Raw genomic sequence first — 19,061 nt, forward strand, 5'->3', positions numbered from 1 at the left:
GCGTGCGATATTCTCTTCACCGGAAAGGCTGATCTTGGGCGGCGAAAGTGATTCCTGGCAGAATCCCACCTACGCCAAGCAAGATAAGTCTTTCCGGTTTCTTTTTCTCCTCCCGCAGGCTCAGATCACGCTTACTGTGGGCCTAGCGGCTCCTTGCATCAGAGACGCGCCCCGCCGCTCTCTCCGGGACAATCTCGGCACGCCACATGCGTCCCTTTGCAGACATGACGGTGTCCGCCGTCTCACCTCGCTCCTCCTCGAGTCTCGTGCCTCTCCCCCGCCTTTGGTCCGCCGCCGCGGTCGCGTTTTTCTGCTGCCTCGCCTTTACCGCGAACGGCTCGGCCCAGGCATCCTCTTCCGCCGCGACAATCACGGCCAGCGAGGATGCGGGCCGATGCACCGTTCGCGAGGTGGGGCGCGATTCTCTGATGCTGGGCAGGCGCCGGCTGTATGTGGGCCCGCAATCGTTGGAGGCGAACGCCGCGGGCGAGTTGTTCCTTGCCAGCGACTACAACGCACTCATGGACCGGGATTCGGCCGGGGTCTGGAAGCCCGTGGTCATGGACAGCGTCGTGGGCGTAGTGATCAGCCCGCAGGGAATGCCGCGCCTGGTGCACGCACCCATCGGCAATCGGCTGCTCGGAGAAGTTCGCGTGGCGCCCAATACTGATGGCTCCTGGACCGTGGTTTACGCCGAAAGGCTCGAGTCGGACGAACTTCCGCCCGATTTCAAGCCCAGGAACAGTCGCCGTCTCTGGTCCGGGATCGTTCGCGGTGCCGAACTGACCATGCTCGACACTCTTCCGCACCCTGAGGGCTGGATCATGTCCGCCGATCTTTCGCCCATGGCGCGCACCGGGGACACCCTCGCGGTCGCGGTCATCGCCCAGGTTCCGAACGATTTCCGGCGTACGATCATCTTTGAGCGGAGGGATGGGCGGTGGGCGTATGAATCTCTCGTGACCCGGTTCGGCATGTGGGCGGCTCCGGGCTATTCCCCGGTCTCCGGGCTCGTCATGGCGAGCGTGGAATCGGATCCGTACACGCCCGGGAGCAGCGGCAACACCCTGTTCATCTGGCAGCGCCGGGGAGAGTGGGAACGTACCCGCCGCGTGATTCCGGGAGAGGAACAGGGAGTACAGCGCCCATCCCTCCTGTTCCGTGCGGATGGGAGCGGCTCCCTGAGTTGGATGACCGCTCCCGCTGGGAGAGCATCCTGGCGGGCATTTGCGATGAGCGGCAACGTGGCCGAGAAGAATGAGCCGGTGGTGACGGTGGAACCTGCAACCAGTGTCTGGGCCGACGTGTTCGCGTTGCCGTGGAACTCACATTCGGATCTCTGGATCATGCCGCACGAGGACCGGCCCGGTGAGATGTCGCAGATCCGGTTCGTGGATGCCGCCGGAAACCTGCTTCATCACCTTCCTACTCCGTTCGTGACGGACATCGCATCCGTGCGTACAGGAAACGGTGAGTACGTGGTGGTCGGCGGCGTCTACAACACCACAGAATTACATGTCACCACGGTGCTGCTGCGGTTTCAGGTGGAATGCGCACGCTGAACCATTCAACAAGGGAGAGAACTGCCATGCGAAGCACCGTCCTGTTCGCCTTGTCAGCCGGCGCACTGCTGCTGGCGGGATGTACTGACAGTGCGACGCTCCCCCGGCCATCCCCCCGCACCGCTGAGGGCACACCAATCCGCCGCGACGAATCGCTGCCGCCGGTACAGATCCTCAAAGAAAAGTCCCACATGCAATGGGAGGGTCGAACGGCCGTCGGCTACGCTCGTATGGATTACTTCGGGAACCGGGCCTGGCAGACACTGAACATCAACGTAACGCGCAACTACTCCATGGTGGGCCAACGCACCTTCACGGATCCCCAGGCATATATTCTTGGTAATTGGCGTGCCATGGGCAGTGTGCTGCGGTATCTCGCTGCGAGCACCTGCGGGCACCATGCTGTTGTTTACACGGAGCATGGTGCGGCACAGGCCATCCCGTTTACGGGCGGGTACGTCGAGTTGATGTCGGTCAGATCGACCAGCGAGGCCAGCGCCCTCCAGCCCGCCTGCACGGGGAGCGGGGGAGGTACGTGCGAAGAGGATCTCGACTACACGCAGGACTCCTGGGTTTCGCCCAATCCCTACACCCCATGCGACGGAGACACCACGGGTGGCGGGAGTGGAGGAGCGGACGGCCAGCCGGTGGACGAAACCTGGGTAGAAGAAATGTTCGGCATCCGCTTCCGGTGCTCCCGAAGCGCCGATCCCAACTTCGAAGTTGTCACGTGCGTGGCGGAAGAAGAGGAGGATCAATGATCCGGTCACCATCGGCACCGAACGGTCCCATGCCCACATGGACACGGGCGATCCGCGTCGCCGCCGTGTGTCTCGCGCTCGTCCTGCCGCGCCCCGGGCACGCGCAACGGGAGCAGAATGCGGCCGTGGTCCGCGAGCACCCGATCACGATCATGCTCGTCGACAGCCTGGGTGGGGCGGACATCAGCGCCGTGCTGCTGCGCCGGCGCACGGGCGGAGATGTCGTGGTGCTGCGGGCCGGGGACGCGCAGGCGGACCGGCTCGCGCTCGCGGTCACCATGCTGGTCAAGAGCGCGGGCGAGTCGTCACTCCCCATGCTGCGGGACAGCCGCATCGTCATCCGCGGCCACGCGGCTCCGCGGGGCGTTCCCCACGCATGGCTCGCACGGGCGAACGCAGTCATGGCGCAACTCCGGGCCTCCCCGGAACGCGAAGTCGCGGGCGCGGGACGCGGCCGTGCGCGGGAAGTCACGGCGTCCTGGCTGCGGCCGCCGTTCGACGCGGCGGATGCGGACGGCGGGACGCGCTGAGCGATCGTTTCCCAAGCGCCGGATGACGAGAAGCCCCGAGCGTGGATGATCCGCGTTCGAGGCTTCTGTGTTGATGACGAACGTTTTGCGCTACGGCTCCAGCAGTTCGCGGACGACGTTGCCGGCGACGGCGAAAACGAGGGCGAGCGTGCCGGACTGCAGCGCCCGCGCGGCGTCCGCATCCGGATGCCACAGCAGCGGGGCGAGCGCACCGGCGTACGTGCCGGCCAGGAACGGCGTGGAAACGCGTGCCCGGCCCTGCGCGTCGTAGTCCGTGAACGTTTCGAAGAGCGCGTGCGCGGCGCGGCGCTCCGGCTCGGCGCAGCCGCAGACGCGGTACTCGGTGGAGCGGTTGAGCACCGCCGCCATGCCGTGGCGAACGGACTGCGTCACCACGTGCCCGCCCGCACGCGACAGCACGCGCTTGCCCAGGGCGTCCGCGCCCCCGCCCCACTCCTCCGGCTGCGTGCGCGCGTGGTCGTACAGCCCCAGCGCGAGCGCCTGCGCGGCCACCAGCGGGTCCGCCAGGTCGCCCGTGTACGCGCGAAGCCGCGCCTGCGCGGCGGAATCCACCACCACCGGCCCCACGCGTACATCGACGGAGTCCACCCGCAGGGAATCCGCCCTTGCCGAGCCGGCGCGCACGCTGTCCGGCGCCGCCGTCTGTGCACGTGCGGCGGCGGGCGCCAGCAGCAGCGCGGCGGCGAGCGCCATCCATCCCCATCCCGCCACAAGCCGCTTCACGCGAACCCGCCGCCGCCGTACACGCCGTTCACGAACGGGTTGGTGCGGCGCTCGTGGCCCACGGTGGTGTCGCCGCCGTGGCCGGTGTGCAGCGTCGTCTCGTCCGGCAGCGTAAGCACCTGCTGGCGAATGCTTTCCATCAGCGTGTCCAGGTCACCGCCGGGAAGGTCCGTGCGGCCGATGGAGCCCGCGAAGATCACGTCGCCCACCACCGCGACGCCATCGCCCACCAGAATCACGTGCCCCGGCGCATGCCCCGGCGCAAAGCGGACGGACATCGTGCACTCGCCGAAGCTCACCGTGCCGCCGTGCGCGAGTTCCCCATCCACCGGCGGAAGCGGGTCCATGCGCAGCCCGAACCACTGCGCCTGCACCGGCGCGTTCTCGTACAGCTGCCGGTCCGCGGGATGGAGCAGGATGGGTGCGCCCGTCTCCTTCTTTGCCAGGGCGAGCCCCTCCACATGGTCGATGTGCGCGTGGGTCAGCACAATCTGGCCGATGGTGATCCCCGCCGCGCGGGCGGCGGCCAGCGCTTCGCCCGTCGCGGCGCCGGGGTCCACCAGAATTCCCTCGTGGGTGCCCGCGCACGCGAGCAGATAGGTGTTCTGCGCGAATGCGCCGCCGGTGAACGAGCGGACGGTCACCTCTCCGCGCTCACCGGCCACGGAGCGCCTCCAGCACCTCGGCCGCCCCGTGCGCGCCGGCCTGCGCGTAGACGATGGTTCCGTCGCGGTCGATGAGGTACGTGGCGCGCCCCGTGTAGCCGTCGTCGCGCAGCACGCCGTATGCGGCGGCGATGGCGGACCCCTCATCCACCAGGAGCGGAAAGTCCAGCGTGTACTTGTCCACGAAGCCCCGGTGGCTTGCCTGGTCGCCCGGATTGACGCCGAAGCGGGCCACGCCGGCCGCCGCGTACTCGGCGCTCTCGTCGCGCGCGGTGCACATCTGCTTGGTGCAGCCCGGCGTGTCGTCCTGCGGATAGAACATCAGCAGCACGGCCTGCGCGCCGCGAAAGTCGGCCAGCGACGCGCGCGCGCCGTCGGAGGTCTGCGCCTCCCACGCCGGCGCCTGAGTCCCCACCTGCAGCAGCCCTTCGGCCATCCGTCCCTCCCTTGTGGTCGTTCACCGCTTCGTAGCACGGAAGATGGCGCGGCGGCGCCAAGGCAGCAACGTGGGATGCGCGTGATCCACCGGCACCACGGCTCCGGCCCTGCATCCGCCTGGAACCATCGCGCGGTCCAGCGACCCTTTTCCGCCTGCGACGAGCAGCCTCGCACACGCGATGACGAACGTACGGCCCGGAGCGCCGCGCCAGTCTGCGCCGCCCCGGACCGCACGTCGGAGGAAATCGACCCTGCGCCCGCGGCCGGATCAGCCGGCGGCCAGGATGTCCAGGATCTGCCGGACGGTGGTGTGCCCCTTGTCGCGGGCGTACCAGGTGCGCACGTCGCGGTAGATGTCGTCCACCGGCCGCTCGCCCTTCCGCTTTTCCGCCAGCACGAACGTCTGCAGCTCCGGCGGGCGCGGCCCCCAGTGTCCGGCCACCGTATCATCGTGCCGCAGCACGATGGCGACGGGAATGGAGCGCGACCCGTTGGTCAGGAACGCATCCATCAACTCCAGGTTCTCATCGCGCTTCACCACGCGCAGCTCAATGCCGGGCACCGCCTCCGCCAGCCGCGCCATGACGGGAACGGTGTTGAAGGCGTCCCCGCACCAGTCTTCGCTGATCACCAGGATGCGCCACGAGCCGCCGATTTCGGCCGCGCGCTGCACCGCGTCCACCGGAACGCTGGCGCGCTGGTACAGCGACTTCCACAGTTCCGCGTTCTTCTGCACCTCGCGGTTCAGATAGTCATCCCACGAAAACGCACCCTCCCAGTAGGCCCACAGATCCGGGCCGGCCGATATGTCCGTCATCAATCCCACTCCTGCAGTGCGGTCGCGCCGGCTGTATGCCGGCGCGGGCTGATCCAGCGCAGCGAACCCGTCAACCCGCGGGGCACGGGAACGCAAGATTCTCTCTCACTGAAGTACCCCGCGCGCGCCGGGCGGGTCGCCCGCGGAACACACGGCGCGGCCGCGCGGCAGGCACCATCCCCGGCAACGTTCTTGCAAAACGCCGCGGCGCTCGCGGCGGCTGCAGCGCCCGCGCCTTCAGGAACTCATCAACGGTGCAATCCATGATCAGCAGAGCGGACCTGGAACGGCTCATCCATCGCCAGAACGGCGACCTGCCAGTTCTTTCGCTGTTCCTCGACATGTCGGTGGACAGCAACAACAAGCGCAACCATGGCGTGTTCCTGAACCAGAAGCGCGCGGAATTCGCGGAACTGCAGAACACCACCATCGGCACGGGCAACGGCGAAGAAGCGGGCTACGGCGGGCTGTTCGAGCGCATTCACGACTGGATCGCCAACAACTACCAGGAGGCCAACCGCGGCGTGGTGATCTACGCCGAAGTGGGCGGCGACTGGTTCGAGGCGCTGCAGTTTCCCATCTCGGTGCAGAACCGCATGGTGGTGAGCGACCGCCCCATGGTGACCCCGCTGGCGCAGGTGCTGACGGCGTACGAGCACTACGGCGTGATCCTGCTGGACCGCGAGCACGTCCGCATTCTGTCCGTGTACCTGGGCACGCTGCTGGACGAGGTGGAGTTCCGCGGCGATCCGCTGCCCACGGCCAGCAACGTCAAGGCGGGCGGCTACTCGCAGATGCGCTTTCAGCGGCGCAAGCGCGAGGAGATGAAGCACTTCTTCAAGGATTTCTCCGAAGAGGTGGACCGCTTCGTGAACCGCTACCAGCCCACGCACCTGGTGCTGCTGGGCACGGAAGAGAACGTGGGGCGCTTTCGCGAGTACCTGCCGGAGCACGTGAGCAGCAAGATCGTGTACACGGGCCCCGCGCCGGTGGACGCGCCCGCCTCGGCGGTCATGGAGCGGCTGGAGCCGCTGCTGCGCGCCGAGCACGAGCGCCACGACGGCGAGGTGCTGGCCCAGGTGCGCGACCGGGCCGCGCACGACTACCTGGCCACGGCGGGGATGCAGGCGACGCTCACCGCGCTGCAGGAGGGCAAGGTGGACACGCTGGTGGTCACGCGCGACGGCGAGCACCAGGGCGTGCGCTGCACCCAGTGCGGCTTTGTGTTCGTGCAGGCCATGAAGCGCTGCCTGTACGACGGCAACGAGACGCTGGAGCCGGTGGACGTGATGGAGGAGATGGTGCGCCTGGCGCAGCAGCAGGGCTCCGAGATCCAGTTCACTGAGCCGGGCGAGCTGGGCGACCTGCGCGGGGCGGCGGCGCTGCTGCGCTACTGACCGCCCCGGACGGATGAGGCGCGAGGGGCCCGGAAGCACGCCTTCCGGGCCCCTCGCGCCGTATTCGGAATACACCTGTTCTTGACACCGCCCCGCTCGCGCCTCTACGTTCGCGCGTCCCCCCGCAGATTTCCGAGTTCTTTCCGACTCCCATGCCCCCACTCGCCATGGACGCGGCCGCCGCTGAGCGCCTGCGCACCGAACTGGAAGCGCTGGACGGCGTGCGCCGCGCCATCGTGGACGCCGACCCGTTCCGCGTGTACCTGATCTGCGAGCGCGCCGACTGCCCCGCGGAAATGCAGGCGCGCGCCGTGCTGGCCCGCGCCGGCCACGCCGCGGACGCGGAGCTGCACCTGGCCTTTCTGCCGCAGACCGAAACGCGCAAGCGGGTGCGGTTCGTGGCCGCGTACCTCACCAAGCCCAACGTGGGCCGGGCGCTGGCCAAGGTGACGCTGGAGTGGGCGGGCCAGACGTTCGAGGACGCGGTGGAGGGCGAGAGCGGCCCCGCGCTGGAGCTGCGCCACGCAGCCGCCGCCACCCTGCGCACGCTGGAAGCCATCCTTCAGGGGCGCGTGCAGTTCTCGTTGGTGGGCATCAAGACCTTTCGCGCCTTTGATACGGAGCTGATCGTGGTGCTGCTGCGCACGGAGGGCGGCGTGCCGCTCGTCGGCGCGTCGCTGGCGACCACGGACGGCTACCGCTCCGCCGCGCTCGCGGTGCTGAACGCGACCAACCGGGTGCTGGGGAATTATCTGGCGAATTCGGAGGGCGGGGCGTAGGGGGAGGAAGTGCGGAGTGCGGAGTGCGGGGAACGCAAGTACGATAGTACGAAAGTGAACTGATCGAGGCGGGGGGATGGGTGGCGCGGGGGGCGGACCGGAGGCGGGCCGTGCATCGCGCCACTTCCGTATCGGTGCCGTTACCGCGACGTTACAGGTGCCGTCCATACTCACGGGAGCAACCCAGACGCATCCTGCTCCCGTCGAGGTGAAACCTTGTCGAGCCCTTCCGGACAACTGCAGGCAGCCAGCCCGTTCACCGGGCTGATCGGGGCCCGCGGCTCGTCCTCCGAAACCCCGACCCGCATGCCCGCACACATCCTGGTGGTGGATGACGAGCCGGACATTTCCGCGCTGGTGGCCTACCACCTCGCGCGCGAGTCGTACCGGGTGCGCACCGCGTCCAGCGGGCCGGAGGCCATTCGCGCCACGGAGGTGGAGCGCCCCGACCTGATCGTTCTGGACCTCATGCTCCCCGGCATGTCGGGCTTGGCGGTGCTGGAGGAACTGCGCCGCCGCCCGGAAACGCTGGACATCCCCGTGATTCTGCTCACGGCGCGCAAGGAGGAGCAGGACCGCATCGCCGGGCTGCGGCTGGGCGCCGACGACTACGTGGCCAAGCCGTTCTCGCCGCAGGAGCTGATCCTGCGCGTGGGCGCCGTGCTGCGGCGGGTGCAGCAGGCACCGCCGGTGGTCAAGGGCGGCAAGGTGGTGCGCGTGGGGCCGTTCAACGTAGACAGCGGCGCCGCGCGGGCCCAGGTGGAAGGGCGCGACCTGGACCTGACCCCCACCGAGTACCGCCTGCTGATGACGCTCATGGAGCGCCGCGGCCGGGTGCAGAGCCGCCGGCAGCTGCTGGAGGCGGTGTGGGAGGTCACGGCCAACATTGCCACGCGCACGGTGGACATGCACGTGCAGCGGCTGCGCAGCAAGCTGGGGGACGAGGCGGACTGGATTGAGACGGTGCGCGGGTTCGGGTACCGCTTCCGCAACGAGCCCCCGCGCTGACGGCGCCGCCCGGGACACGGTAGATTCGTCGCTGCGCCGGAGGGTTTTCGGCGCAGCGATGTTTGTTTGGGGGAACGGAAGTGCGGAGTGCGGAGTGCTGAGTGCGGAGTTTCAGGTGCCCAGTGCCCAGTGCCCAGTGCCGAGTGCTCAGGCCGGGTAACCGGAGTGTGGTGCGCGTCCGAGGCTGGGGCCCTCACCCGTCTCGCTTAGGCTCGCCACCCTCTCCCACGAACAGATGTGGGAGAGGGGGCACACCCCAGATCGGCACGAGTGGCGGAGGCCGGCGCGTGCGGCGGATCTCGCCGGCCCCACCCCCGGCCCCTCCCGGGCGGCGGCAACGACGGCGCACTTCGGACGGTGCCGGTGCGGCGACGGAGGCCCCCTCCCCCCCACCCCCTCCACCCGCTCCGCGGGAGAGGGGGAGCCGTTCGGCGCGGCGGCGGAGATCGGCGCGTGCGGCGGGCCTCGCTCCACCCCCGGCCCTCCCCGCGCAAACAGACGCGCGGAGAGGAGACCGTCCACACCGGGGCTGAGGTCTTCGCACGCCAGCCTCACAGCAGTACCGTGAGGCTTTCAGCCGTTGTTGCGGCGACTTCAGTCGCTCCGTGCAGTTTCGTACTTTGGTACTTTCGTACTTTGGTACTTTCGTACTTTGGTACTTTCGTACTTTGGTACTTTCGTACTTTGGTACTTTCGTACTTTCGTACTTCCGCACTCCGCACTCCGCACTCCGCACTTCCCCTCCCCATGCGTCTCCGCGCGGACCAGAAGCTCTTCCTCACCTACCTCACCATCATCGCGGTGGTGGTGTTGGTGCTTACCGTGGGCGTCGGGCAGCTGCTGCGCCGCCACCTCACGGACATGCTGGCCCGCGACCTGGCGCGCGAACTCCGGCTGTCCAACGCGCTGTACGACACGCGGCGCACCGCCGACCCGGACGCCATCGCGGACTGGCTGGGCTCCATCTCCGGCCGGCGCGTCACCCTCATCGACCTGGATGGGACGGTCCGCGGCGACTCGGACCTGCGGCCCGACCAGCTTCCCGGGCTGGAAAACCACCGCCAGCGCGCCGAGGTGGCCGCCGCGCTGGCCGGCGGAACGGGACGCGCCGTGCGGATGAGCCACTCCGTGGGCATCGAGCACCTGTACATGGCCGTCCGCACCCGCGACGCCCACATCATCCGCCTCGCCGTGCCGCTGCACGAGGTCAAGCAGACGGTGGCCCGGGTGCAGCGCGGCATCTTTGGCGTGGGGTTCATCGCCCTGGTGCTCACCGGGCTGCTTTCGCTCGGCTTCAGCATCGCCGTCACCTATCCCCTGCGGCAGATCGCGGGGGTGGCGCGCGCCATGGCCGCCGGCGACCTCACCCGCCGCGCGCGCCGCGACCAGCGCGACGAGCTGGGCGAACTGGCGGATGCACTCGACACCCTGGCCGCGGAGCTGCAGCGCCGGCTGGGGCAGCTGGAGGGGGAGCGCGCGGAAATGCAGGCGCTCATCGACGGCATGTCGGAAGGGGTGATCGCCGTGGACGCGCGCGGGCACGTGCAGCGCGCCAACCCCGCCGCGCAGCGCCTGTTCACGCTGCCCGCGGACCCGCGCGGCCTGTCTCCGCACGAGGTGGCGCGGCGGCAGGCGTTCCAGGAACTGGTGAAGCGCGCGCTGGATGGCGCCCCCGTCTTACCGACCGAACTGACGCAGGACGGCCGCAACCTGCTGGCGACCGCGCAGCCCCTTCCCACCGGCGGCGCGGTGATGGTGTTCCTGGACGTGTCGGAGCTGCGGCGGCTGGAGGACGTGCGCCGCGACTTTGTGGCGAACGCCTCGCACGAGCTCAAGACGCCCCTCACCGCTATCCGCGGCTTCGCCGAAACGCTGCTGGATCCGGGGCTGCCCCCCGCCCTGCGCGAGCAGTTCACGCGGACGGTCAAGGACAACGCCGACCGGCTGCAGCGCATCATCGACGACCTGCTGGACCTGTCCCGCATCGAAACGGGTGGCTGGCGCGTGCAGCCGGAGATCATCTCCATCACCGAGATTGCCGGCGAGGCGTGGGCGGCGCTGGACGAGTCGGCGCGGCAGCGCAACGTCACCCTGGCGGCGCAGGTGCCCGCGGAATGCGAGTTCGTGTACGCGGACCCCAGCGCGCTACGGCAGGTGTTCACCAACCTGTTCGGCAACGCGCTGCGATACAGCCCGCAAGGCGGAACGATCGAGCTGCTGGCCCGCGGCGTCGCCAGCCGCACGCCGGCGACGGCGGACCGCGCGGGGGACGGGTGGGTGCAGATCGCCGTGCGCGACCACGGCACGGGCATTCCCTCCGCGCACCTGCCGCGCATCTTTGAGCGCTTCTACCGCGCGGACACGGCGCGGTCGCGCGAGGACGGCGGCACGGGGCTGGGACTGGCCATCGTCCGGCACCTGGTGGAGGGCCACGGCGGATCGGTGGAGGCGGAAAGCGAGCTGGGCCGCGGCGCCACCATCCGCTTTACCCTCCCCGCTCCGGAAGAGATGGACGCCGCCACCGCGGACGCGGATGCGTTCGCTCCCGGGATCAATCCGTGACACCAGGCGCGACGCCGCCGTTACACGTTACACGGATGTGACGCTCCGGAGATGCGCGTGTCGCGCGTTCGAGGTAAGATCGGCGCGTCCGGGGCCCGCCCGGAAGGCGGGATTCACCCACGACGCGCGCGACGCCCTCTCATGCCCGGTTCCTTCCGCAGCCTGCTTTCCGCGCTCCTCCTGTCCGCCGCGCTCGCCCGCGCGTGCGCCGCGCAGGGGTTCTCCATCGCCGGACCCGATTCGTCCCGCCTCACGCTGAACGGGCGGGTGCACGCCCTGTTCAACACGACGTCGGAGGAGGACGCGCCGCAGGCCGAGATGGTGCTGCGGCGGGTGCGGCTGGAGGCGACCATGCGGATCAACGACCTGGTCACCGGCCGCATTCAGCCCGAGTTCGCGGGGAGCCGCGTGTCGCTGCGGGACGCCTACGTGCGGCTGACCATCGACCCCGCCTTCAACATCTGGGCGGGGCAGGCGCACCGGCCGTTCAGCGCCATCACCCAGCTGAGCAGCAACCGCATGGTCCCGGCGGAGCGCGGCCTGCGCATCCGCGGCGTGTCCGGCGCGTACGACGAGTACGCCCTGGTGAGCGAACTGGGCTACAGCGAGCGCGACCTGGGGGTGCAGGTGCGCGGCGAGTTCAAGGACGCGCCGCTGGGCCTCTCCTACGCGGCGGGATGGTTCAACGGCCCGGCACGCACGGACTTTCCGCGGGAGAACACGGGGCAGGTGGTCGCGCGGATCGGCGCGGCGCCGGCGGCAAAGGTGCGGATGAACGTGTCCTGGTCCGCCCGCGACTTCGCTGTGCGCGACTCGGCGGCGGGCGACGCGCGCGTGCGGCGGGGGGACGCGTGGGAGGCGGACGTGGAGCTGGGCACCGACGCCGGCGGCCCGCACCTGCTGGTGGAGGCGGTGACGGGCGACTTCGATCCGTTCAGCGGGGCGCGGTTCGGGGGCGCGCAGGGATGGCTGAGCTACCGCACGTCGCGCTTTTCCCGCCGCCTGTCGGCCATCGAGCCCCTCGTACGCGTGAGCTACGGCGACCCGGACACCGGCAACGACATGGCCGACCGCGCCGGCCCGCACGGCGGCACCCTCATCACTCCCGGCGTGAACCTGTGGCTGGGCGGGCTGAACCGCGTCGCCATCAACTACGACATCTGGTCGCCGCGGGAGGGCGATCGCGCGCAGAGCTTCAAGATGCTCTTTCAGGTCGCGTTCTGAGGCGGACGGCGGTCGCGCGTGCTTTCCGCCGTCGTCCTCCCGTACCGTGACCTCCGTGCCGCTCCGCAGCCTCCCGTGAGAGACGCGGTTCATCCGTGGACGGAGTAACGGACCACGTACCGGGATCGTGACCGGATCGCGACGGAGGACGGACGCCGGCGTGATGGTGAAGGGGGAAGTTCGTGGCGTGCCTGACCGGGCGCATGGACGAACCCCTGAATCAGTGACGGAGCCCTTCGTGAGACGTTCTCACCGACCCCGTTCTCCCCGCGAGAGCCGCGTGCGCGCCGCTCTCGCGGTTGCGTTTGCGGCCCTCCTGGGCATCGCCGCCCCCGCGGCCGCGCAGAACAGCGGCCGCATCGTGGGCCGCGTGATCGACGGCGGCACCGGGCGCGGCATCGCGGGCGCGCAGGTGAGCGTCGGCGGCACCACGCTGCGGGCCACCGCCGGCGTGGACGGGCGCTACACCCTGGCCGGCGTCCCCGCGGGCGTGCACACGGTCGGCGCCAGCCACCTGGGCTTTTCGCCCAAGTCGGTCACCGGCGTGAACGTGGCCCCCGGCGCCGCGGCCGACCTGGACATCTCGCTGAACGCCTCCACGCTCAGCCTCACCGGCATCACCGTAACCGCCGTGCGCGAGGCGGGGACCGTGAACCGGGCACTCGACGAGCAGCGCACCTCCACCGGCGTGGTCAACAGCACCACCAGCGAGCAGATCGCCCGGTCGCCGGACAGCGACGCCGCGCAGGCGGTGCAGCGCGTGAGCGGCGTCACCGTGAGCGAGGGCAAGTTCGTCGTCGTCCGCGGCCTGGGCGAGCGGTACACGACCACGTCGCTGAACGGCGCGCGCATCCCCAGCCCCGAGCCGGAAAAGCGCGTGGTGCCGCTGGACCTGTTCCCCTCGTCGCTGCTGGAATCCATCACCACCAGCAAGACGTTTACGCCGGACCAGCCGGGCGACTTCAGCGGCGCGTCGGTGAACCTGCGCACCCGCAGCTTTCCCGCGCGGCGCACGCTGACGCTGTCGCTGGGCGGCGGGCTGGTGCAGAGCGCCACCGGCAGCAGCGTGCAAGCCGTCCCCGGCGCGGGCAATGAGTGGTTCGGCACCGCGGCCGGCGGGCGCAGCCTTCCCGGCCTGGTGCGCGCCGCGGGCGACTTTCGCGGCCTGACGCAGCAGTCCATGAACCAGGTGGGCCGCTCCTTCCGCAACCAGTGGGCGCCCACCACCGCCGACGGGCTTCCCAACGGCTCCGCCAGCCTGTCGCTGGGTGGCGAGGACGCGCTGCTGGGGCAGCGGATCGGCTACGTGGGCTCGGCCACGTACTCGCGCAGCCAGGAGGTGCGGCTGGACGAGACCCGCGCCCGCGCCGTGGCCAACCCGGACTTCCGCGCCCGCACGTACGACGCCTTTCAGGGCAGCAGCGGCGTAAACAGCGTGCTGTGGGGCGGCATGCTGAACCTGAGCACCTTTCTGGGCGGCGCCGACCACAAGATCGAGCTGAACAACTCGTACAACCGCTCGGCGGACAACGACGCCTACGTTGGCGTGGGCACGCTGGAGCAGTTCAGCAACATCGACAACGTGCAGCGCACCTCCCTGCGCTACACCGAGCGCTCGGTGCTGAGCAACCAGCTTCGCGGCACGCACCAGCTCCTGGGCGCCACGGTGGAGTGGGCCGGCACCGCCTCCCGCGTGACGCGTGACGAGCCGGACCGCGTGGACCTGTTGTACGGCCAAGAGCAGAACCCGGCCGGCGGCACCCTGCCGATGGCGTGGCTGGGCTACCTGCCCGACGGCGCGCGCCGCACCTTCAGCGAGCTGGACGAGACGGCCCGCAGCGGCACGCTGGACCTGCGCATGCCGGCACTGGGCGGCACCCTGCGCTTCGGCGGGCTCGGCCGGCGTGTGGAGCGCAGCGCCAGCGCCCGGTCGTACAACATGAGCAACACCGCGCGCCTGACGGTAGAGCAGCGCGCCGCCTCGCCGGAAGAGATCTTCGACGGCCGGTACTTTCAGGGGAGCGACGCCTACATCATCATCGCCCCCACCACCAACGGCGGCTCGTACGGCGCGGATGAGCAGGTGGCGGCGGGCTACGCGATGGTGGAAATGCCGGTGAGCGGCGCCCTGAGCCTGGTGGGCGGCGCGCGGGTGGAGCGGTGGGACCTGGACGTGGACGCGGAGCGCACGGACGGCGAGCGGGTGCCGGTGAGCCGCCGCAACACCGACGTGCTCCCCTCGCTGGCGCTGAACGCACGCCTGAGCGACGTGCAGAACCTGCGGCTCTCGGTGTCGCAGACTCTGTCACGCCCGGAGTACCGCGAGTTGGCGGAGATCAGCTACCGCGACCTGGTGAACAACCAGGAAGTGGTGGGCAACGCCGGCCTGGTGCGCGCGCTGATCCAGAACTACGATCTGCGCTGGGAGATGTACCCGGGCAGCGGCGAGGTGCTGAGCCTGGGCGTGTTCGCCAAGCGCTTCCGCAACCCCATCGAGCAGATCGAGATCGCCACCTCGGGCGGCAACCAGCTGTCGTACACCAACGCCGAAAGCGCGCTCAACTACGGGGTGGAGCTGGAGGCCCGCACCGCGCTGGGCGACCTCGTTTCCGCGCTGGAGCCGTTTGCCGTGTCGCTGAACGCCACGCTAATGAAGAGCCGCATCAGCACCGGCAACGACCCGCGCAGCGCCGCCACGCGCGACGACCGGGCCATGGTGGGGCAGGCGCCGTACGTCATCAACGCGGGCCTTTCGTACACCCGCGGCGAGCGCGGCGCCACGAGCGCGACGCTGCTGTACAACGTCGTGGGCAAGCGCCTGGTGGCCGCCGCGCTCACGCCGCTGCTGGACGATCCGTACGAGCAGCCGCGCCAGATGCTGGACTTCTCCCTGCGCACCCCGCTACGCGGCGGCGTGTCGCTCAAGGTGGACGCGGAAAACCTGCTGGACGCACCGGTGGAATGGAAGCAGGGCGAGGTGACGCGGCTGCGCTACCGCACCGGCCGCACCGTGGGCTTCGGCATCAGCTGGAACCCCTGATCTTTCCGGCTGGATGATGGACAACGGGGCACCCGGACGCGATCCGGGTGCCCCGCTGTTCGTTCCGCTCCGTCACGGAAACAGAAATCTCACACAGAGACACAGAGGCACAGAGACAGATCAAAATAACGAGGAATTGCCACCCGGGCGGCACCGGCGGGGATCCAGGGACTTCTGGATTCTGTTGGTGTTCATCGCGTGCGGTTCTCCTCTGTGTCTCTGTGCCTCTGTTAGAGACCGAAGTTGCCGTTCAGCCGTGACAATCGCGTGACCGGAGCGCGGCGGGGCCGCAGCAACCGGGGGAGACATTCATCGCGTGGTCTGCAGGCCCGCCCGCGTTCGGGCGCGTTCCAAACCTCATCCTCGACTTTCAGGGACGATGAAATTCAACGCTCGGAAGCTGCTCGCGCTCGCGGCGGCCATGCTGGTCGCCGGCTCCGCGGGCGCGTGCGACAGCAACAGCACCGGCTCCGACCAGCCCGATCCGCCCACCGGAGTCACCGTGACCGTGGCCTCGCCCACGTCCGTGCGGGTGAGCTGGAACCTGGCCGAGGGCGTCGACAGCTACGACGTGGACCGCGCGGCCAACGGCACCACCTTCGCCAACGTGGCTACCGGCGTCACCGGCACCTTCTTTGACGACAACGGGCTGAGCGCCGGCGTGGAGTACACCTACCGCGTCCGGGCCGTGCGCGACGGCCGCAGCAGCACGTACAGTGCGGAGATGAAGGTCATTACCGCCGCCGCGCCGCCCAGGCAGCGCGTGCTGTCGGGCTTTATCAGCAGCAACACCACGCTGTACGCCGACACGCTGTACATCCTGAGCGGCTACGTGAAGGTGACCAACGCGGCCACCCTCACCATCCAGCCGGGGACGAAGATCGTGGGCGACACCGCCGCCAACGCGGCCGGCAGCTCGCTCTGGATCCTGCGCGGCTCGCGCATCATCGCCGAGGGCACCGCCGCCAACCCCATCGTCTTTACCTCCTGGCGCAGCGCGGGCAACCGCAAGCCGGGCGACTGGGGCGGCCTCATCATCGTGGGCAGCGCGCCCATCAACCGCACCGCCACGCCCATCTACACCGAGGGCCCGCAGGGCGCCCGCGAAGACTACAGCAACCCGGGCGGCAACCCCGCCGCGGCCAGCTTCAACGACAACAGCGGCTCGCTGCGCTACGTCCGCATCGAGTTCGCCGGCTACGACGTCTCCGGCGGCAGCGGCCAGGAGCTCAACAGCCTGTCCATGTACGCCGTGGGCCGGGGAACGAAGATCGAGTACGTGCAGGCCATGAGCGGGCTGGACGACTCCTTTGAGTGGTTCGGCGGCTCGGTGGACGGCCGCTACCTGGTGTCGTACGAGTCGGGCGACGACCACTTCGACTGGACGGAAGGCTACCGCGGCCGCAACCAGTTCCTGATCGCGGTGCAGGACACCGTGCTGCGCCCGCGCGAGGGTGCCGGAAGCGTATCCAGCGACCCGCGCGGCTTTGAGGGCGACGGCTGCGAGAACGACAAGGCCGGCTGCACCTACGCCAATCAGCCGTTCAGCGCGCCGGTGTTTGCCAACTTCACCGTGATCGGCCCCGGGCCGGGCGTGTTCGCGCAGACGGACGGCAACGGCGCGGTGATGCGCCGCGGCACCGCCGGCACGCTGGTGAACGGCGTGATCGCCCGCTGGCCGGGCGTGGGCATTTCGCTGCGCGACGCGGCCAGCAACGACCTGCGCCTGGCCGACAGCCTGATGGTGCGCAACGTTCTGCTGGCGGGGAACGGGAGCAACTTCGAGGCGGGGGGCGCCAACTTCGGCGCCGCGCTGAGCGACCCGGCGTACGGCAACGCGGCGGCCGCCTCCTTCGCGGGGCTGTTCACCGCGGTGCCGGCCAGCGGCACGGCGGCGAGCGCGGCGGCGCTGGACTTTTCCCCCGCGGGCGGCTCGGCGCTGGCCACGGGCGGCATGGCCAGCTTTGCGGGAACGCGCATCGAGGGCCGGGTGGCCAACTACTTCGGCGGCACGCTGACGGCGACCTCGTACCGCGGCGCGGCGGACCCCAACGGCCCCAAGTGGTGGCAGGGCTGGACCAACTACGCGCTCAAGTAAGCGGCGCGGGTTGACTGCTCGCACGCGCGGCGGCGGGGACCTCACGGTTCCCGCCGCCCGCTCCGTTTCACCGATCCACGCTTTCTGTAGATGATGACGATCGCGCCCCGAATTCGCCTTCTGCTCCCCGCCCTGCTCGCCCTGGCCGCCTGCGGAACGGCGGACGCGGACACCGCCCCCGAAGCCGCGCCCGTGGTGGTGGACAGCGCTCGTCCCCGCGACGAGAGCATCCGCCGCTACCAGGCGGAGAGCGGCCCCGCGCCCGCGGGCCTGCGCGGCGCCCCCGCGCCTTCGGCGGACTCGCTGGTGGCACGCTTTGCCGCGGCCGTAGCGCGGAGCGACACCGCGGCGCTCGCGGCGATGGTGATGGACCAGGGGGAGTTTGCGCACTTCTTCTATGCCGGCTCGCCGCAGTCGCTTCCGCCGTACGAGCTGCCGCCGGAGATCATGTGGCTGCAGCTGAGCCAGCAGAGCGAGCGAGGCTTCCCCCGATTGATGGAGCACTTCGGCGGGTCGTCCGCGGTGCGCGCGGAGGGCTGGTCATGCGCGCGTGAGGCGCGGCAGGGCGCGGACCGCGTGTGGAGCGCATGCACCGTCCGCGTGATGGGCGAGACCGCGCCCGTGCCCCTCTTCGGCGGCATCTGGGAGCACGGCGGCGCGTACAAGTTCGTCTCGTACGCGAACGATCTGTAACGGCAGGGAATAGGGAATAAGGAATAGGGAATAGGGATAGGAACAACGTGGGCGCAGCAAGGCGGAGGTGCGAGATGAGGCCGGTGCGGATCGCCGGCTATGGCCCTCACCCGGCCGCGCTGAGACGCGTCCACCCTCTCCCACGAACAGATGTGGGAGAGGGGGCACACACCAACGGCGCCCCTCCCCCGTCCCCTCCCCGCGCAAACTGCCGCGCGGAGAAGGGAGATTCATAATCACACCGGAACCTGAGTCTGTAATGCAGTTGAAGCCCCGAACGGCGCGCCTATAGCGCCGTGTCGGGGCTTACCGATTCTGGAGCGGCGGATTCATCCGCTCAGGACAGTCCGCGGCGGCGCCGATCCCTGATGCTCGCCCCGATCGCGCCCCAACAACCCTCCCCCAGTCTGTTTTGGGGGAGGGTGGGCCGGTGGTGCCGGCCCGGGTGGGGGCCGTCCTGAAAGCCGGCCGAGTGCGCTCTGCCGCGCGCGTGGCCCGGCGGTTGCCATCATGACGACAATCATCTGCTGGTTCGTTGCAAAGCCGTGGGCGCGAAGAGACGCCGCCCGCGCATCCTGATCCGCAGGCCATCGACCCAGTTTCCACGCAGCACGCAGGATATCCAAAATGCAGCACGCAGCCGCCCCGTGCGCCGGGCTTTCCGAAGACGACCTGTTCGTCTGCCCCGACCGCGACGAAACGGGCTTCGTTCCCAGCGAGCGCTGAGCGAACCGCCCGGCACG

The 19,061-nt window shown here is 69.7% G+C and carries 15 protein-coding genes; 11 read left to right on the forward strand and 4 right to left on the reverse strand.

Translation table 11 applies throughout. The features are described from left to right. The first annotated feature begins 224 nt into the window (after positions 1-224). From VF665_RS12730 to VF665_RS12740, 3 genes are all read left to right on the forward strand, one after another. On the forward strand, positions 225-1,562 hold the full coding sequence (locus VF665_RS12730; protein WP_331053804.1) for a hypothetical protein: 1,338 nt from the start codon (positions 225-227) through the stop codon (positions 1,560-1,562). Positions 1,563-1,588: 26 nt separating this feature from the next. Beyond that, positions 1,589-2,323, forward strand: coding sequence for a hypothetical protein (locus VF665_RS12735; RefSeq protein ID WP_331053805.1), 735 nt, complete (start codon positions 1,589-1,591; stop codon positions 2,321-2,323). A gap of 152 nt (positions 2,324-2,475) precedes the next feature. After that, positions 2,476-2,853 carry a hypothetical protein gene (locus tag VF665_RS12740; protein ID WP_331053806.1) on the forward strand — a complete coding sequence of 126 codons (378 nt, stop codon included), beginning with the start codon at positions 2,476-2,478 and terminating at the stop codon, positions 2,851-2,853. 90 nt (positions 2,854-2,943) lie between these two features. Here the strand turns inward: VF665_RS12740 and VF665_RS12745 are convergent, their stop codons facing one another. From VF665_RS12745 to VF665_RS12760, 4 genes are all read right to left on the reverse strand, one after another. After that, positions 2,944-3,597, reverse strand: a complete 654-nt coding sequence (locus VF665_RS12745; RefSeq protein ID WP_331053807.1) for a hypothetical protein — start codon at positions 3,595-3,597, stop codon at positions 2,944-2,946. After that, a complete protein-coding gene (locus tag VF665_RS12750; RefSeq protein WP_331053808.1) occupies positions 3,594-4,262 on the reverse strand; it encodes an MBL fold metallo-hydrolase in 669 nt (222 codons plus the stop codon). The genes VF665_RS12745 and VF665_RS12750 overlap by 4 nt, the downstream gene beginning before the upstream one ends. Then, a complete protein-coding gene (locus VF665_RS12755; RefSeq protein WP_331053809.1) occupies positions 4,252-4,698 on the reverse strand; it encodes a peroxiredoxin in 447 nt (148 codons plus the stop codon). Before VF665_RS12755 ends, VF665_RS12750 begins: the two co-directional genes overlap by 11 nt. Before the next feature lie 270 nt (positions 4,699-4,968). Beyond that, entirely contained in the window at positions 4,969-5,517 is a 549-nt protein-coding gene (locus tag VF665_RS12760; RefSeq protein WP_331053810.1) for a thioredoxin family protein, read from the reverse strand. 263 nt (positions 5,518-5,780) lie between these two features. Here VF665_RS12760 and VF665_RS12765 point away from each other — a divergent pair, with 263 nt between their 5' ends. The 8 genes from VF665_RS12765 to VF665_RS12800 all read left to right on the forward strand — a co-directional run bounded on the left by VF665_RS12765 (position 5,781) and on the right by VF665_RS12800 (position 18,318). Then, positions 5,781-6,914, forward strand: a complete 1,134-nt coding sequence (locus VF665_RS12765) for a VLRF1 family aeRF1-type release factor (protein WP_331053811.1) — start codon at positions 5,781-5,783, stop codon at positions 6,912-6,914. Between the two features lie 152 nt (positions 6,915-7,066). Continuing rightward, positions 7,067-7,693: a hypothetical protein gene (locus VF665_RS12770; protein WP_331053812.1), complete on the forward strand. Its 627-nt coding sequence runs from the start codon at positions 7,067-7,069 to the stop codon at positions 7,691-7,693. Between the two features lie 306 nt (positions 7,694-7,999). Further along, positions 8,000-8,701, forward strand: coding sequence for a response regulator transcription factor (locus tag VF665_RS12775; protein ID WP_331053813.1), 702 nt, complete (start codon positions 8,000-8,002; stop codon positions 8,699-8,701). Positions 8,702-9,448: 747 nt separating this feature from the next. Beyond that, entirely contained in the window at positions 9,449-11,263 is a 1,815-nt protein-coding gene (locus VF665_RS12780; RefSeq protein WP_331053814.1) for a sensor histidine kinase, read from the forward strand. Between the two features lie 141 nt (positions 11,264-11,404). Next, entirely contained in the window at positions 11,405-12,487 is a 1,083-nt protein-coding gene (locus VF665_RS12785; RefSeq protein ID WP_331053815.1) for a porin, read from the forward strand. 280 nt (positions 12,488-12,767) lie between these two features. Next, positions 12,768-15,527, forward strand: a complete 2,760-nt coding sequence (locus tag VF665_RS12790; RefSeq protein ID WP_331053816.1) for a TonB-dependent receptor — start codon at positions 12,768-12,770, stop codon at positions 15,525-15,527. 379 nt (positions 15,528-15,906) lie between these two features. After that, positions 15,907-17,625, forward strand: coding sequence for a fibronectin type III domain-containing protein (locus VF665_RS12795; RefSeq protein ID WP_331053817.1), 1,719 nt, complete (start codon positions 15,907-15,909; stop codon positions 17,623-17,625). A 90-nt stretch (positions 17,626-17,715) separates the two neighbouring features. Then, positions 17,716-18,318, forward strand: a complete 603-nt coding sequence (locus VF665_RS12800; protein WP_331053818.1) for a hypothetical protein — start codon at positions 17,716-17,718, stop codon at positions 18,316-18,318. Positions 18,319-19,061: the final 743 nt, after the last annotated feature.

The organism is Longimicrobium sp. (assembly GCF_036387355.1).
Classification (GTDB): Bacteria; Gemmatimonadota; Gemmatimonadetes; order Longimicrobiales; family Longimicrobiaceae; genus Longimicrobium.

Coding starts and splice junctions, on each gene's coding strand:
- VF665_RS12730 (WP_331053804.1), top strand. CDS start 225: ATGACGGTGTCCGCCGTCTCACCTCGCTCCTCCTCGAGTCTCGTGCCT.
- VF665_RS12735 (WP_331053805.1), top strand. CDS start 1,589: ATGCGAAGCACCGTCCTGTTCGCCTTGTCAGCCGGCGCACTGCTGCTG.
- VF665_RS12740 (WP_331053806.1), top strand. CDS start 2,476: ATGCTCGTCGACAGCCTGGGTGGGGCGGACATCAGCGCCGTGCTGCTG.
- VF665_RS12755 (WP_331053809.1), bottom strand. CDS start 4,698: ATGGCCGAAGGGCTGCTGCAGGTGGGGACTCAGGCGCCGGCGTGGGAG.
- VF665_RS12760 (WP_331053810.1), bottom strand. CDS start 5,517: ATGACGGACATATCGGCCGGCCCGGATCTGTGGGCCTACTGGGAGGGT.
- VF665_RS12765 (WP_331053811.1), top strand. CDS start 5,781: ATGATCAGCAGAGCGGACCTGGAACGGCTCATCCATCGCCAGAACGGC.
- VF665_RS12770 (WP_331053812.1), top strand. CDS start 7,067: ATGCCCCCACTCGCCATGGACGCGGCCGCCGCTGAGCGCCTGCGCACC.
- VF665_RS12775 (WP_331053813.1), top strand. CDS start 8,000: ATGCCCGCACACATCCTGGTGGTGGATGACGAGCCGGACATTTCCGCG.
- VF665_RS12780 (WP_331053814.1), top strand. CDS start 9,449: ATGCGTCTCCGCGCGGACCAGAAGCTCTTCCTCACCTACCTCACCATC.
- VF665_RS12785 (WP_331053815.1), top strand. CDS start 11,405: ATGCCCGGTTCCTTCCGCAGCCTGCTTTCCGCGCTCCTCCTGTCCGCC.
- VF665_RS12795 (WP_331053817.1), top strand. CDS start 15,907: ATGAAATTCAACGCTCGGAAGCTGCTCGCGCTCGCGGCGGCCATGCTG.
- VF665_RS12800 (WP_331053818.1), top strand. CDS start 17,716: ATGATGACGATCGCGCCCCGAATTCGCCTTCTGCTCCCCGCCCTGCTC.